13 protein-coding genes, 1 tRNA gene and 3 pseudogenes are annotated in these 13,972 nt (G+C 60.4%); 9 read left to right on the top strand and 8 right to left on the bottom strand.

Annotated features, from left to right (window positions below; translation table 11 throughout):
* Positions 1-71: 71 nt before the first annotated feature.
* From AB4O36_RS01120 to AB4O36_RS01110, 3 genes and pseudogenes are all read left to right on the top strand, one after another.
* Positions 72-148 (top strand) — tRNA-Met (locus AB4O36_RS01120).
* Between the two features lie 128 nt (positions 149-276).
* Positions 277-2,103, top strand: coding sequence for a gamma-glutamyltransferase (gene ggt, locus AB4O36_RS01115; RefSeq protein WP_460140908.1), 1,827 nt, complete (start codon positions 277-279; stop codon positions 2,101-2,103).
* Positions 2,104-2,110: 7 nt separating this feature from the next.
* Positions 2,111-2,296: pseudogene (locus tag AB4O36_RS01110) on the top strand (type II toxin-antitoxin system HigB family toxin); the annotation flags it as partial.
* 26 nt (positions 2,297-2,322) lie between these two features.
* On the opposite strand, the gene AB4O36_RS01105 reads toward AB4O36_RS01110, so the two are convergent.
* Positions 2,323-2,958 carry a LysE family translocator gene (locus AB4O36_RS01105; RefSeq protein ID WP_460140907.1) on the bottom strand — a complete coding sequence of 212 codons (636 nt, stop codon included), beginning with the start codon at positions 2,956-2,958 and terminating at the stop codon, positions 2,323-2,325.
* A gap of 154 nt (positions 2,959-3,112) precedes the next feature.
* On the opposite strand from AB4O36_RS01105, the gene AB4O36_RS01100 reads away from it, so the two are divergent.
* Positions 3,113-3,922 (top strand): AraC family transcriptional regulator, encoded by an 810-nt coding sequence (locus tag AB4O36_RS01100; protein ID WP_460140906.1) that lies wholly within the window; start codon positions 3,113-3,115, stop codon positions 3,920-3,922.
* A 76-nt stretch (positions 3,923-3,998) separates the two neighbouring features.
* Entirely contained in the window at positions 3,999-4,367 is a 369-nt protein-coding gene (locus AB4O36_RS01095; RefSeq protein ID WP_460120888.1) for a cupin domain-containing protein, read from the top strand.
* Positions 4,368-4,377: 10 nt separating this feature from the next.
* On the opposite strand, the gene AB4O36_RS01090 is transcribed toward AB4O36_RS01095, so the two are convergent.
* The 4 genes and pseudogenes from AB4O36_RS01090 to AB4O36_RS01075 form a co-directional block, all read right to left on the bottom strand.
* Positions 4,378-4,977 carry a flavin reductase family protein gene (locus AB4O36_RS01090; protein WP_460140905.1) on the bottom strand — a complete coding sequence of 200 codons (600 nt, stop codon included), beginning with the start codon at positions 4,975-4,977 and terminating at the stop codon, positions 4,378-4,380.
* Positions 4,978-5,035: 58 nt separating this feature from the next.
* Positions 5,036-5,470 (bottom strand): annotated as a pseudogene (locus AB4O36_RS01085) (methyl-accepting chemotaxis protein); the annotation flags it as partial.
* Positions 5,471-5,581: 111 nt separating this feature from the next.
* A pseudogene (locus AB4O36_RS01080) lies at positions 5,582-6,262 on the bottom strand (PAS domain-containing protein); the annotation flags it as partial.
* A gap of 205 nt (positions 6,263-6,467) precedes the next feature.
* Positions 6,468-7,781, bottom strand: coding sequence for an MFS transporter (locus AB4O36_RS01075; RefSeq protein WP_460140904.1), 1,314 nt, complete (start codon positions 7,779-7,781; stop codon positions 6,468-6,470).
* Positions 7,782-7,980: 199 nt separating this feature from the next.
* Here AB4O36_RS01075 and AB4O36_RS01070 point away from each other — a divergent pair, with 199 nt between their 5' ends.
* From AB4O36_RS01070 to AB4O36_RS01060, 3 genes are all read left to right on the top strand, one after another.
* Positions 7,981-9,399, top strand: coding sequence for a short-chain fatty acid transporter (locus AB4O36_RS01070; protein WP_460120884.1), 1,419 nt, complete (start codon positions 7,981-7,983; stop codon positions 9,397-9,399).
* A 94-nt stretch (positions 9,400-9,493) separates the two neighbouring features.
* Positions 9,494-10,669, top strand: coding sequence for a hypothetical protein (locus AB4O36_RS01065; RefSeq protein ID WP_460140903.1), 1,176 nt, complete (start codon positions 9,494-9,496; stop codon positions 10,667-10,669).
* A gap of 178 nt (positions 10,670-10,847) precedes the next feature.
* Positions 10,848-11,375: an SET domain-containing protein-lysine N-methyltransferase gene (locus tag AB4O36_RS01060; protein ID WP_460140902.1), complete on the top strand. Its 528-nt coding sequence runs from the start codon at positions 10,848-10,850 to the stop codon at positions 11,373-11,375.
* 6 nt (positions 11,376-11,381) lie between these two features.
* On the opposite strand, the gene can is transcribed toward AB4O36_RS01060, so the two are convergent.
* Positions 11,382-12,026, bottom strand: coding sequence for a carbonate dehydratase (gene can / locus AB4O36_RS01055; protein WP_460120879.1), 645 nt, complete (start codon positions 12,024-12,026; stop codon positions 11,382-11,384).
* A gap of 167 nt (positions 12,027-12,193) precedes the next feature.
* Between can and AB4O36_RS01050 the strand changes: the two genes are divergently transcribed.
* The gene (locus AB4O36_RS01050) at positions 12,194-12,598 is read left to right on the top strand and encodes a serine kinase/phosphatase (protein WP_460140901.1); all 405 of its coding nucleotides are present in this window, start codon (positions 12,194-12,196) and stop codon (positions 12,596-12,598) included.
* Positions 12,599-12,672: 74 nt separating this feature from the next.
* Here AB4O36_RS01050 and rimI read toward each other — a convergent pair whose 3' ends face one another.
* Both rimI and AB4O36_RS01040 read right to left on the bottom strand, forming a co-directional pair.
* Positions 12,673-13,125 (bottom strand): ribosomal protein S18-alanine N-acetyltransferase, encoded by a 453-nt coding sequence (gene rimI / locus AB4O36_RS01045; protein ID WP_460120875.1) that lies wholly within the window; start codon positions 13,123-13,125, stop codon positions 12,673-12,675.
* The gene (locus AB4O36_RS01040) at positions 13,118-13,858 is read right to left on the bottom strand and encodes an energy transducer TonB (protein WP_460142098.1); all 741 of its coding nucleotides are present in this window, start codon (positions 13,856-13,858) and stop codon (positions 13,118-13,120) included. Before AB4O36_RS01040 ends, rimI begins: the two co-directional genes overlap by 8 nt.
* Positions 13,859-13,972 lie beyond the last annotated feature (114 nt).

Genomic DNA, 13,972 nt, shown 5'->3' with positions numbered 1-13,972 from the left:
GAAACTGTGGAGAAATATTTTGTTTTTACGCTTGACGCTTCTGCATTAGCGGTGAATAATGCGCGCCACTTGGCTACATAGCTCAGTTGGTTAGAGCATAGCATTCATAATGCTGGGGTCCGGGGTTCAAGTCCCTGTGTAGCCACCAAGTACTAAAAACGGCTTACCGCAAGGTAGGCCGTTTTTTTATGCCTGAAGAAAATGCCTGCAGGTTTGCGTCACTTACCGTCCGCCGATAAAGTCCACTGACCTTTCCCACGGACGGAGTGCCCTCGCGTGATCTCAGCCCTTGCCCTGAATCGTTTCCGCCTGTCAGCCCTGTCGCTGGTCGTTGTCGCCCTCACCGCATGCCATGCTCCGCCCGCCTCGACGTTGCCCACCGCGCCGGAGGCCGCGTCGGGCTTTCGTACCGACCTGCAAACGCGCCACGCCTCCCGGCACATGGCTGCCGCCGCAAACCCGCTCGCAGCCGAAGCAGGGCGCGCGATGCTGCGCCAGGGTGGCTCGGCGATTGATGCGGCCATTGCCATGCAGGCGGTGCTGACACTGGTTGAACCGCAGTCATCGGGCATCGGTGGCGGCGCCTTCATCGTGTTCTGGGATGGCAAACAGGTGCGCACGTTCGACGGTCGCGAAACCGCGCCGGCCGGCGCCACCGAGAAGCTGTTCCTGCAAGCCGATGGGCAACCGATGGGGTTCACCCAGGCGCAGATTGGCGGTCGTTCCGTGGGCACGCCAGGTGTGCTGCGGGCGCTGGAGATGGCTCATCGACAATACGGGCGCCTGCCGTGGACGCAACTGTTCGAGCCTGCGATCAAGCTTGCCGACCACGGCTTCCCCATCTCGCCACGCCTGCATCAGTTGATCGCGGCCGACTCGTCGATGGCGCGCTCGCCCGAGATGATGGCGTACTTTCGCAACACCGACGGTAGCCCGAAAGCGACCGGCACACTGTTGAAAAACCCGCCGCTCGCCGCAGTATTCAAGCGCATCGCCAAAGAAGGCGCCGACGCGCTCTACACCGGCGCCATCGCCGAGGAAATCGTTGCCAAGGTGCAGGGCCACGCTAATCCAGGCAGTCTGTCGCTGAGCGATCTCAAAGGTTATTCCGCCAAGGAACGCGCGCCGCTGTGCACCGATTACAAACGCTGGCAGGTCTGCGGCATGGCGCCACCGTCGTCGGGCGGTATCGCCGTGGCGCAGACACTCGGCACCCTGCAAGCGCTGGAAGCCCGTGACTCGCGCTACGCCCTGGCGCCACTGAAACCGATAAAGAGTGTACAACCCGCCCGCCTTGAACCCCCTCCGCAAGCCGTGCACCTTATTGCCGAAGCCGAACGCCTGGCCTACGCCGACCGTGCGCAGTATGTCGCCGACAGTGATTTCGTACCGGTCCCGGTCAAAGGCCTGGTCGACCCCGTCTATCTGGCCAGCCGCGCCGCCCTGATCGGCGAACGCAGTATGGGCACCGCCAAACCCGGAAACCCGCCCGGCACTCAGGTGGCCTACGCCCCCGACCGGTCGCCCCTGCGCATTTCCACCTCGCAAGTGGTGGCGGTAGATGACCAGGGCGGTGCGGTGTCGATGACCACCACGGTAGAGTCCGCATTCGGCTCTCACTTGATGGTCCAGGGCTTCATGCTCAACAACCAGATGACTGACTTCTCGTTCATCCCCGAAGAAAACGGGAAAAAAGTTGCCAACCGCGTAGAACCCGGCAAGCGTCCCCGCTCCTCCATGGCGCCGACCCTGATCTTCGATCGACAAAGCGGCGAGTTCCTCGCCACCCTCGGCTCCCCCGGCGGTTCACAAATCATCGAATACGTCACCAAATCCACCATCGGCCTGCTCGACTGGCAGCTCGACGCACAAACTGCCATCAACCTCCCCAACTTCGGCAGCCGCAACGGCCCGACCGAACTGGAACAGGGGCAGTTCAGCGCTGGCTTGATTCAGGCATTGAAAGACAAGGGCCACAGCGTGACCGAGATCGACATGACCAGCGGCACCCAGGCGATTGTTCGGGTCAGGGATGCACAGGGTAATGCAGCATTGGCTGGTGGCGCGGATCCACGGCGGGAGGGAGAGGCGTTGGGGGATTGAGTTTTACATTCTCAAAAGCCGCAGAGTCGTGTTCAACATCAAGGGAAATGACTTGCGGTGGGTCGTCGCTGTTGCCTATCGCTTCGGGGCCGTTTACATAAAATTTGTCGGCACTCACGAGCAGTACGACGCAATCGACGCCAACACCGTCGAGATGGACTCACAAGCACCCTGCGTTAACCCTCGTAGCTGAAATGGGCGCCGCCACCTAGACGCCTTTCAGCGATTGGCTACCAGATGCGCACCGAAAAGCAGGTAACAACTTCCGGCAAAACGATCCAGCCATTTGCGCGAACGCTCGTAACCCTTCGCCATTCGACGACTGGAAAACAACAACGCCACGCTGCAATACCAACTGAACGACAAGGTTGCCATCGTCAGAACGGCCAGCGCCAATAATGTCGCAGGCACCGTTGCCGGCATGGCCGTCGCAAAAATGGTCGCGACAAACAGTGCGGCTTTGGGATTGGTCATGTTGCCGAGAAACCCTTGGCCATACACGGATAACAACGTACGGCTTGCACCGCCCCTCAGGCCGGTATCACTGACAGCCATCGGCGGTTTGCGCTTGAACTGTTTCAGCCCGAGGTAGATCAAGTAACAACCACCCGCGATCTTGAAGCTCAGGTACAGCATCGGTGCTGCGCTGAACAGCGACTTGATACCCAAACCACCCGCCAACCCCCACAACACGGTGCCAGTCGCCACGCCGAGCGAGGCTACGACACCGTGGCGCTTGGACTGACTGGCCGCCAGTTGCGCGACGTTGAAAAAGTTGGGCCCCGGCGTCACCACCGCGACTGTCCAGAGAAGCGCCAAAGACAGCAACGGCGCTGCGTAGCTCGAGACTTCCATGCTCCGTCATCCCTTTCGTTGTTCAAGAAGAGGCTCAACACAATGCGCCATCTGCTCTCCATTTTCTACTGAATAAAGCGACTGCCCCGCCGGAAGACAATCGACTGATCATTGAGTTAACGTATTACCTGTCTCGTCCAGAAACGGCGTCTTCATGGCCAGCCCTCCCCTTCGCAACGACTGGTTCCACCGCGCCCCCGACGTCGGCGGCATGCAGCGCTTCGAGGCGTTTTTCGCAGGCCATGGTTACGAGATGCATCGCCACGACACCTACGCCATCGGTCATACCCTGTCCGGCGTGCAGCGTTTCCAATACCACGGTGGCTGGCGCCATAGCCTGCCCGGCGGGACGATCGTGTTGCACCCGGATGAAGCCCACGACGGCGAAGCCGGGACCGAGAACGGCTTTCAATACAGGATGATGTACATAGAGCCGGCGTTGATCCAGCAAATGCTCGACGGCAAACCCCTGCCTTTCATCAAGGATGGGATATCGAACGACCCTCGCCTATTTGCCGCCAGCGCCGCATTGCTGCACAGCCTCGATTGCCCAATGGAACCCCTGCAAGCGCAGGACGCGCTGTTTGATCTGGCGCAAGCCTTGAACACTGTCAGCGGCAGCGCTGCCAAACATCACAACTTCGACTACGTGGCGGCAGAGCGTGCCCGGGAATACATGCACAGCGCACTGGATCGCACAGTGACGCTGGAAGAGCTCGCGCACCACAGCGGTCGGGATCGCTGGAGCCTGTCGCGCGATTTTCGCCTGCTGTTCGGCACCAGCCCTTATCGCTACCTGACCATGCGCCGACTGGACCTGGTTCGCTCGCTGCTGATGCAGGGCCAGCCGCTGGTCAATGCGGCGCTGATCGCTGGCTTTACCGACCAGAGCCACATGACCCGTCAGTTCAGCAAAACCTTCGGCATGTCGCCGGCGCGCTGGATAAAGATGCACCGGCGCTGACCCACGCACAATCGTTCAAGAATCAACCCGACGCTCTGACTATCGTGGTTGCACGAATAACCACGAGAGCCGTGTCATGAACGCCTATAAAAGCCTGAACTTCGCTGAAAAAATTTCCCGGATCGGCCCGCACTGGAGCCCGCGGGTCATCGCCGAAATGAACGACTACCAGTTCAAGGTGGTGAAGCTGCTGGGAGACTTCATCTGGCATGACCACCTCGACACCGACGAGACGTTCATTGTCCTGGACGGCCAGTTGCGCATCGACTTTCGCGATGGTCACGTGCTGGTGAATGCCGGTGAAATGTACGTCGTCCCCAAAGGTGTCGAGCACAAACCCTGCGCCGAGCAGGAAGTGAAACTGCTGCTGATCGAACCCCGAGGCGTATTGAATACGGGCAACGAAGGCGGCGAACGGACGGCGCAGAACGACGTCTGGATCTGACGCAAAGGCGTTACGGCGCCAGCGTCTTTCCATCCACCGGATCACCGATGGTCAGGAAGTGTCCGCCGGCCACGTGGTGCAAGGTGCGCAACGCATCGTGTCCCTCGAAATGCCAACGGCCGTCGCTGAACACGCGCTCATCCGCATGGGCGGCGATCACTTCAGCCAGGAACAGATCATAGCGTTCATGGTTGCCGGGCTCGGGCAGTAGCCGGCATTCGAGCCAGGCTACACAGCCTTCGAGCAGCGGCGCGTCGATCAACTCGCCGTTGAACGCCTGCAGGTCATAAGCCTGGAACTTGTCTCGGCCTTGGTCTCGGTTCAGCTCCAGGCCCGAGATCGAGCCGACGGTCTGCACGATGTCGGCCTGCACAGCGCAAGGCACGTTCAGGGCGAACGCGCCCGACGCTTCCAGCAATTGCCGGGTCCAGGTGGATTTATCGAGTACCACGGCAATTTTGGGGGGCTCGAAATCCAGCGGCATGGCCCAGGCCGCCGCCATGATGTTGCGCTGCCCGCCGTGGGCCGCGCTGACCAGCACGGTCGGCCCGTGGTTGAGCAGGCGGTAGGCCTTGGCCAAGGGAACCGGGCGACGATGGGAAGCGCTCATGGACATCTGCTCCAGGGAAAAGAGCCGATTGTAGCGACTTGCGCCCGGTTCGCAGGGATCAAGTCGACAGTTGATTGGCGAACTGCCCGACGGCATTCACCACTTTCTGCGCACCGTCCTGAATCTCGACAATCACCGTACCGGCCTCTGCCGCGAGTGCCAGGCCCTGCTCCGCCTGGAGTTTGCCGTCGGTCATCAGCGACACGGCGTTACGCGCCATGTCCTGGTTCTGACGAACAACGAGGACAATTTCATCCGTGGCCTGGCTGGTACGCGACGCCAGTTGTCGGACCTCGTCCGCCACCACCGCAAAACCGCGCCCCTGCTCACCGGCCCGTGCCGCTTCGATGGCGGCGTTGAGCGCCAGCAGGTTGGTCTGTTCAGCGATGCCGCTGATGGTCTTGACGATGGTGCCAATCACCAGCGATTGCTCGTTCAGTGCTTCGATGCCGTCGCCGGCGGTTTGCATATGCTTGGCCAGATCGCGCATCACATTGACCGCCTGGGTGACCACGGTGGTACCGCGCTGCGCACTTTGATCGGTCAGTTGCGAAGTACCGTAGGCGATGTTGGCGGCTTCGGCGACAGCCAACTCCTGGTTGACCTGATCGGTAATCACAGTGGCGAATTTCACCACTTTGTAGAGTTTGTTATTGGCATCGATCACCGGGTTGTAGGAGGCTTCCAGCCACACATCACGTCCGTGACTGTCGATACGCTTGAAGCGCCCCGCCACGAACTCGCCGGCGTTCAAGCGACGCCAGAACTCCTGGTATTGGGAGCTGTTGTATTCCTGCGCGTCACAGAACGTGCGGTGATGTTTGCCTTTGATCTGCGCCAGGTTGTAGCCCATGGCGTTCAGAAAGCGGTCATTGGCCGTGAGCACATTGCCCTGCAGGTCGAACTCGATCACGGCGGTCGAACGCACCAGCGCACCGATCAGGTTCTCATGCTCACGGGAGGCTTCGATGGTGCGGGTGAGATCGCTGGAGAAAATCGAAAAACTCCTGATCTTTCCGTCCGAAGAGCGCACAGGCTGCAGGATCGACCGCAACCAGGCTTCCTGTCCGTTACCACGGAGCAGGCGCACTGCACCGGCGAAATGTTCCCCACGGCTTAGCGCTTGCTTGAAACGCTGGTGGAACTCATTGGACTTGACGTGAGCCGGGACAAAGTCGTCGAGTTGATGACCAACAAGGTCACTTTCCTTGTAGAGCATCTCGGTGAGGAAGTTCGGATTGACCGACTGAATCCGTGCATCGGCATCGAGAGTGAAGACAAGCATTTCGCTTTCCAGGCTTTCCTTGACTTGCTTGAGGCAGGAAAGCTCCTCGCGAAGGTCCGACAGTTCTTGCTTCAAGCGTTTGTTGAACATGGGAAAGCACCGATGGCAGGATAAATAGCGGCTTACAGCTTAGCCATCGGCCTACACGGTAGTTTCTGAAGCGTCTTTGAGGATTGTCCTACATAAATATTGTCACAGCGCGCAATCAGATGGCCTCAGCCGCTGGGCACGCTTCGGTTTTCGGTATACGCGTCCCAAAATACATCGCGCTGCTGACCCCCACAGCTCCCATTACGGCGCAGAAAATCACGCAGATCCACGGGCTCCACGGCATCAGTCCGATCAACAATAGCGGTGTGATACTCGCCCAGGCGGCGTAGGCAATGTTGTAGGTGAAGGAAATCCCGGAGACACGAATGCGCGCCGGGAACAGGTTCACCATCACTGACGGCACCGCGCCCACCACGCCGCAGCACAGGCCGGCAATCGCGTACGCCAGACCCAGCCAGCTCCCCCCGGTGATCAGGCAGGTGTAAAGCAGGCCGATACCCAGTGGCAGCAGCAGGCTGTAGAGCAACACCGTGCGCCAGGCACCCATGCGGTCGACGAGCAACCCGGCCAGCACGCAACCCATATTGAGGAAAACGATGCCCAAAGCGCTCAACGCAAAGGTGTGGCCGGCGGTCATGCCGAAGGTTTTCTGCATCATGGTCGGGGTAATGACCACGAACACCACCACCGCCGAGGTCAGCACGCAGGTGAGGATCATGGCGGGCAGGATCGCCAGGCGATGCTCTCGCAATACCGTGCGCAGCGGCAATTCGACCGCGGCCTCGCGCTTGGCCTGCATCGCAATGAATACCGGCGTTTCACTGAGCCAGCGGCGCAACCAGACACCTATTACGCCAAATACGCCGCCCAGCAGGAACGGGTAGCGCCAGGCGTAATCGAGGATTTGCTCCGGGGTGAACGCCTGCGCCAGAAAGGTCGCCGTCAGCGCTCCGATCAAATAACCAAAGGTCAGCCCTGCCTGCAAAAAACCCAAGGCGTAACCACGATGGCCGACTGGCGCGTGCTCGGCCACGAACACCCAGGCGCTTGGCACCTCGCCGCCCACCGCAGCCCCTTGCAGAATCCGCAGGGCCAATAGCAGCAGCGGGGCGAAATAGCCGATCTGGGCGTAAGTCGGCATGATCCCGATCAGCAGGCACGGCAGCGCCATCATCAGGATGCTCAGGCTGAACACCTTCTTGCGCCCCAGACGATCGGCGAAATGCGCCATCAGGATCCCGCCCAGCGGCCTGGCCAGATAGCCGGTGACGAAAATCCCGAAACTTTGCAGCAGCCGCAGCCATTCAGGCATTTCCGGCGGGAAGAACAGCTGGCTGAGGGTCAGGGCGAAAAACACGAATATAATGAAATCGTAGATTTCCAGCGCACCGCCCAGAGCCGCAAGGCCAAGGGTCTTGTAGTCCGAGCGGCTGAAGGGGGCCGGGCGCGATTCGTTAGGGGCAATCATCAAAAAGAACTCTGGCGTAGGCAAAAACCAAGGCGCACATGGTCTACGCAAATGCGCCAGCGAACAACCCGTTAGACCATAGTCCTGAAAGGCAGAAACGTTGTCACAAAACGTGACCGATTGTTTTACTGTGGGCATCTGTCCAGACGGGCCTTTGCAGCCCCGAAGACCATAACAAACATAAAATAGAGGTACTCCTGTGGCCGCTGATATCGAAGATACCCGCTCCGCCCGCTTTGCCCTGCGCTGTTCAAACTTTGCCGAACGCTGGTTTCCCGACTCCTGGGTGTTCGCCGCCCTGGCGGTGATCATCGTCGCCGTGGCGACCTTGTTCATGGGGGCCAAGCCCACCGACGCCGCCATGGCCTTCGGTGACGGATTCTGGAGCCTGATCCCATTCACCATGCAGATGGCGTTCGTGGTGATTGGAGGTTATGTGGTGGCCAGTTCGCCACCCGCCGTGAAACTGATCGACCGCCTCGCACGCATCCCAGGCAACGGCCGTTCCGCCGTTGCCTGGGTTGCCCTGATTTCCATGGTCGCATCCCTGTTGAACTGGGGTCTGTCGCTGGTGTTCGGCGGCTTGCTGGTACGCGCACTCGCCCGCCGTACCGACCTGAAAATGGATTATCGCGCAGCCGGCGCGGCCGCCTATCTGGGGCTTGGCGCTGTGTGGGCCCTGGGCCTGTCGTCGTCTGCCGCGCAATTACAGGCCAACCCGGCCAGCCTCCCGCCGTCCATTCTATCGATCACCGGGGTGATTCCTTTCACCGAGACGATCTTTCTCTGGCAGTCCGGCGTGATGCTGCTGGCGCTGATCGTGATCTCGCTGATCATTGCCTACGCCACCGCGCCGGGTCCCAAGTCGGCCCGTGATGCCCAGGCCTGCGGCGTCGACCCGAGCTTCAACCTGCCACCGCTGCAACCGCGCACCCGTCCGGGCGAATGGCTGGAGCACAGCCCACTGCTGACGATCGTGCTGGTGCTGTTGGCCGCCGGTTGGCTGTTCCACGAATTCTCGACCAAACCTGCAATCACAGCGATTTCGGGGCTGAACACTTACAACTTCCTGTTCATCATGGTGGGCGCACTGCTGCACTGGCGTCCGCGCAGCTTCCTTGATGCGGTGGCGCGCGCGGTGCCGACCACCACCGGTGTGCTGATCCAGTTTCCGTTGTATGGCTCGATCGCCGCATTGATGACCACTGTCAAGGGCACCGATGCGCAGACCCTGGCCCACCATATCTCGACCTTTTTCGTACAGATCGCCTCGCACGATACTTACGCGCTGTTGATGGGTGTGTACTCGGCGATCCTCGGTTTCTTCATTCCGTCCGGCGGCGGCAAATGGATCATCGAAGCGCCGTATGTCATGCAGGTGGCGACCGACCTCAACTATCATCTGGGTTGGGCCGTGCAGATCTATAACGCGGCCGAGGCGCTGCCGAACCTGATCAACCCGTTCTATATGCTGCCGTTGCTCGGCGTGTTGGGTTTGAAGGCGCGGGACCTGATCGGTTTCTCCTTCGTGCAACTGCTGGTGCACACACCACTCGTGCTGTTTTTGCTGTGGGCATTGGGGACGACGCTGGCGTACACGCCTCCAGTCATGCCATAAAGAAACAGGGCCGATCGTGCTATCGGCACTGTTTTTCGCGGGTCTGTTTCTGTTCGCCTCTCTATCGGGACCACACGCTGACAAGGATCTGAGCATGTTAAAACTCGCTGGACTCACCCTCGCCGCCCTCACCCTCAACACCGCTGCCCATGCGGATGTCGGCCTGAAGCTGGGCAGTACCGAGCGCGTCACCCGCCTGTTCGCCTACCCCAACAACTGCAACGTGATCTGCTTTCGCAACTGGACGCTGGAGCAGACCGTGGAACACTACCTGACACAAAGCGTGCAGCGCGATGGCTACAGCGATGCGAAGGTGCAGGTCAAAAACGATAACGGCCAGCTACACGCCGAAATCCTCGGCGTGCCGCCCCGTTATGAAAAGCCGCTGACCGCGCTGCTCGATGCGGGCGATCTGGCCTACACCGGCGCCAGCAAGCTCAATGCCGACGGCAAGTGGGCGTACAACTGGTACTTGTTCCTGCCGCTGGGCATGGCCCTGGAAAACCGCAGAAGCGTCGAACTGCTGCACTTCCCGCCGGATTACTCGCTGACCCAGGCGCAGGATTATCTGAAATCGGCCACAACCGACCGCTGGGCCTCGCTGTTGACGATCAACGGCGTCGCCGCCGAGCAGACACCGGCTTACCAGACCATCATCGACATTGCTCCGATTGCCGCGCCCTCCAACGCCGGCAAGGACCTGGAAGGGGTTTATGACTACTTCAAGGACTACCAGACCACCATGGTCAAGCAACTGAGCCAGACCTCCAGCGGCACGGCATTGCCAATGGTGGCCTTTGGCTCGCCCGTACGGACCTGGATCAAGCAGCAATACGGGCCCACCGTGAATGTACTGGGTCTGGTCAGCATCAACCCGACCGGCGCGCTGAAAGTGCCGGTATTGGGCGCCAACCACCCCAGTTATATCTGGTATGCGGCGGACCCGGACAGCTACACCGGCAAGGATGCACAGGCACAGGCCGATGCGGCGGGCCTCAAAGTCATGGGCCAGGATCTGGCCGCGTCGTGCTGGCAAGCCACCATGGGCCGCGAACCCGACAGCAATCCGGACATCGAGCTACGAACCTGCACCCAGACCTGGCAAGTCGCTCAGGCAGAGAAGACCTGTCAACTGTTCTACACCTCGATTCGCGACTTGACGCCTGCGCAGGCCGCTGCCAAATGCACATCAGCACCGATCAAGGCGCAACTCAAGCAACTCAAGGTTCCGACACCCGCGACCGCGGCACCTGCTGCCGCTCACCTGTAAAAAAACGCGCATCCGCATGTAAGCCCAGGCGGACATGCAAATGCGCGCTTTTCTCCTGTCAGATGTGACAGTAGACCAACCCGCCTATTTGCGAGAGGCTTGCGCCACACCCATGTGCCGCAGAGTTGACAGGATGTCAGCTGCCGGAGGTCGCAGCACCCAGACAACAGGGACCGTTATGACTGCCCAGACAAAACAGCCGGTTACCCAATCATCAACCGACGGCGGCATCTACGCGTCCAGCAGGTTGCCGGTCCACCGTGGTTTCCCCTCCCGTCACGATTTTGAAATCGTCACCAACGCCAAGGGTGTTGCAGTGGCGGTCACGGCCTTGCGTGATTTCCTGCGACTTGGCCGGGTTTGCCGGGTATCCGGCCAACTCTTGCCTTATCGCAGCCTGCACACCCGCCAGCTCGCGCCGGGGATCCACGTCTTCGCCCCCCTCTTCTGCAGCCTGCTCAACCACAGCTGCGACCCCAACGTGTTTCTCGATATGAGTGAGTTGTGGTTATGGGCGTTGAAGGACATCAAAAAGGGAGATCGCTTGACGATGGACCTCGCCATGACCGAAGACAAACTGCAGCGGCAGTTTGCCTGCCGCTGTGGTTCACCGGGATGCCGGGGCTGGATTACCGGCTACGACGAAATGCCGAATGCCAATGGCCAGCTGTTCTTTCGCAAACGGCGCAGCCCCGGTCCGGGTTGACGGTTGTTACGGGGCGTCGATCGGGCGCAGTCGGTATTGCGGCGGCAACTGCTCGAAACCACTGATGGTGGCATTGAGGCTTTTCCAGCGACCGTCCTTGATGCCGTAGATGCAACCGTGAATCGACAGTTTCTGTCCGCGATGCCAGGCATTTTGCACAATGCTGGTGTGGCCGACGTTGGCCACCTGCTGGATCACATTGAGTTCGCACAAGCGGTCGACCCGCTCTTCCTCGGTGGCGAAAGTGGCCAGTTCTTCACGCTTTTCGTAGTACAAATCACGAATCGAGCGCAGCCAACCGTCGATCAGGCCGAACTGACGGTCCTGCATCGAGGCCCGCACACCACCACAGCCATAGTGGCCGGTGACGAGGATGTGTTTGACCTTGAGCACGTCAACGGCGTACTGGATTACCGACAGGCAATTGAGGTCGGTGTGCAGCACCACGTTGGCGACGTTACGGTGGACGAACAGGTCGCCAGGCAGCATGCCAACAATCTCGTTCGCCGGCACACGGGCGTCGGAGCAGCCGATCCACAGGTATTCCGGGGTTTGCTGACGGGCCAGTTTGGCGAAGAAATCAGGATCTTCCTGTTTGATCGCGTCAGCCCAACGCGCGTTGTTATCAATCAGATCTTGTAATTCGTTCATGCATGAAGCCTCGATAATGATGCGCTGGTTTGACAGACAACCGTCCGTCGAGGTCACGCATCAGATGCAGATTGCCGTAGATGCATATTACCGGTGTTCCATGCCGGCGGAATTCTGGGCAGCCCAGTGGGTCCACCCAAGTAAGGACCACAGTATGAGGAATTGCCATGACTGATTCACGACGTCCATTTGACGCAGCGCAACCAGAGCCCATTGATGACAACGAAGATCGCATGGGATCGATGCATGAGCTGGATTTCGACGAGCAAGAGCCCAGCGCGAAAATCGGCGATGAACTGCCGGAAAAGGAGCGCAAGCAGCTGATGCCTGAGGAGCGCGTACGAGAAGCCGGAATGACCGGCGCATCGACCGCTGACCACGAAGCCACCGACGATGACCTGAGCCCCGAGACTCTCATCCGCGAGGACGGTGCTCGGGATGCCCGTGAGGCAGGGGATGACGGTCAAGCCGATTGGGATTTGAGCGTGGTCGACGAGAATGAAATCGGCGGCGGTGACGGGCTGGATGAGGCTGAACTGGCGCGCCGCAGGCCTTTGGATGGCAAGCCCTGACAGGATCGTTATCGTCGGAACGCCTCCCGGAGCGAGCTTTCTCCGGGCGGGGTTCCGACGATGCTTTCAGGCGTTCACTCCACCAAGGTGCAGGCCATCACCACCGCATCCTCACGCCCACCCACCGCCGGGTAGTAATCCCGACGTCGGCCAATCTCGTTGAACCCATACCGCTCATAAAGCCTGAACGCCGAAGTATTACTGTCGCGAACCTCGAGGAAACACTCCCGGGCCTCGGCCTTATAGGCAATCGACATCAAATGCTCCAGTAGCGTCAACCCGAGGCCGCGGCCCTGGTTTTCCGGTTTAACCGTGATGTTCAGCAGGTGCGCTTCATCGAGGATGATTTGCACCACCCCGTGGCCCACCTGTTGCGAACCTTCGAACATCAGCCATATCTGGTATTTGCCCAGCCCGTCGAGAAAAATCCCGCGTGTCCATGGGTGGCTATACGCTGCGTATTCAATCTTCAGCACAGCCTCGAGGTCCGCCTCAGTCATCGGGCGGAACGATACAGCGTCAGTCATTCGATTCTTTCCAGCGCGCCATCAGCCGACGCATGGCTTGCCAGACATCAGCCTTACGCTGTGGCTCTTCCATTAACAACTCCAGGCCCGGCAGGGCCCAAACCGAACCCAGGCCGTCGACCTGGAGTTCTCGGTTGAATGATTCAGCATTGCTCTCACCGGCAAAACGCACCGCTGGCAGGCCGATCAGCCACACGCAAACGCACGGCGCGTCCTCCAGCCGGGCCGAGAGAAAACCCTGCACGAAGTCGCGGGCTGCTTCCGGGCCCTGATCCATGGTGCCCCGGGCCAGCAGCGGCCAGCGCACCGGGTCGCCGACAATCTGCGGGCTGTCCGGCAGACCGGCGGCGCGCAGCATGTCCTTGAGCAACAAATACGCCGGATCGCGGCTCTGGAAGCGTTCGCCTGTGGGTAACTCCACCAGCAGCAGGCATCGACCAGCACGCAGCAATTGCAGCGCGAAACGCGGCGGCGGCACGGGCGTCGGCTTGACGACCGCTGGAGCTTCCTCCTCCACCGGGGGTGTGGCAATGCGTGTGCTCGGCGAGGAAGGCCTCGGCACTTCGATCTTCACTCGCTCGACAGGCCTGGCCACCGGCTGGGCAGGCGCGTCCGCCACGACCACGGGCGCCAGGGGGGCGTCGACCAGCGGCGAAGGCATCTCCAGCAACTCGGGCCGCGAGGGGGCGGCGAAGGGCAATTCGGTACGCGGCAGCCAGTTGACCACCTGCATGGCGGTCAAATAAGCGCGGCGACGGGACTCGATAAGCAAAGGTCGGCCACTTGTGGATAACTAAAGTGCGCTGATTCTACCGCCGTTCGCTCAAGATCGCCCGCGCTGTTGATC

This window comes from Pseudomonas sp. S2_E01, from assembly GCF_054668365.1.
This window is presented reverse-complemented; position numbering and strand designations above follow the sequence as displayed.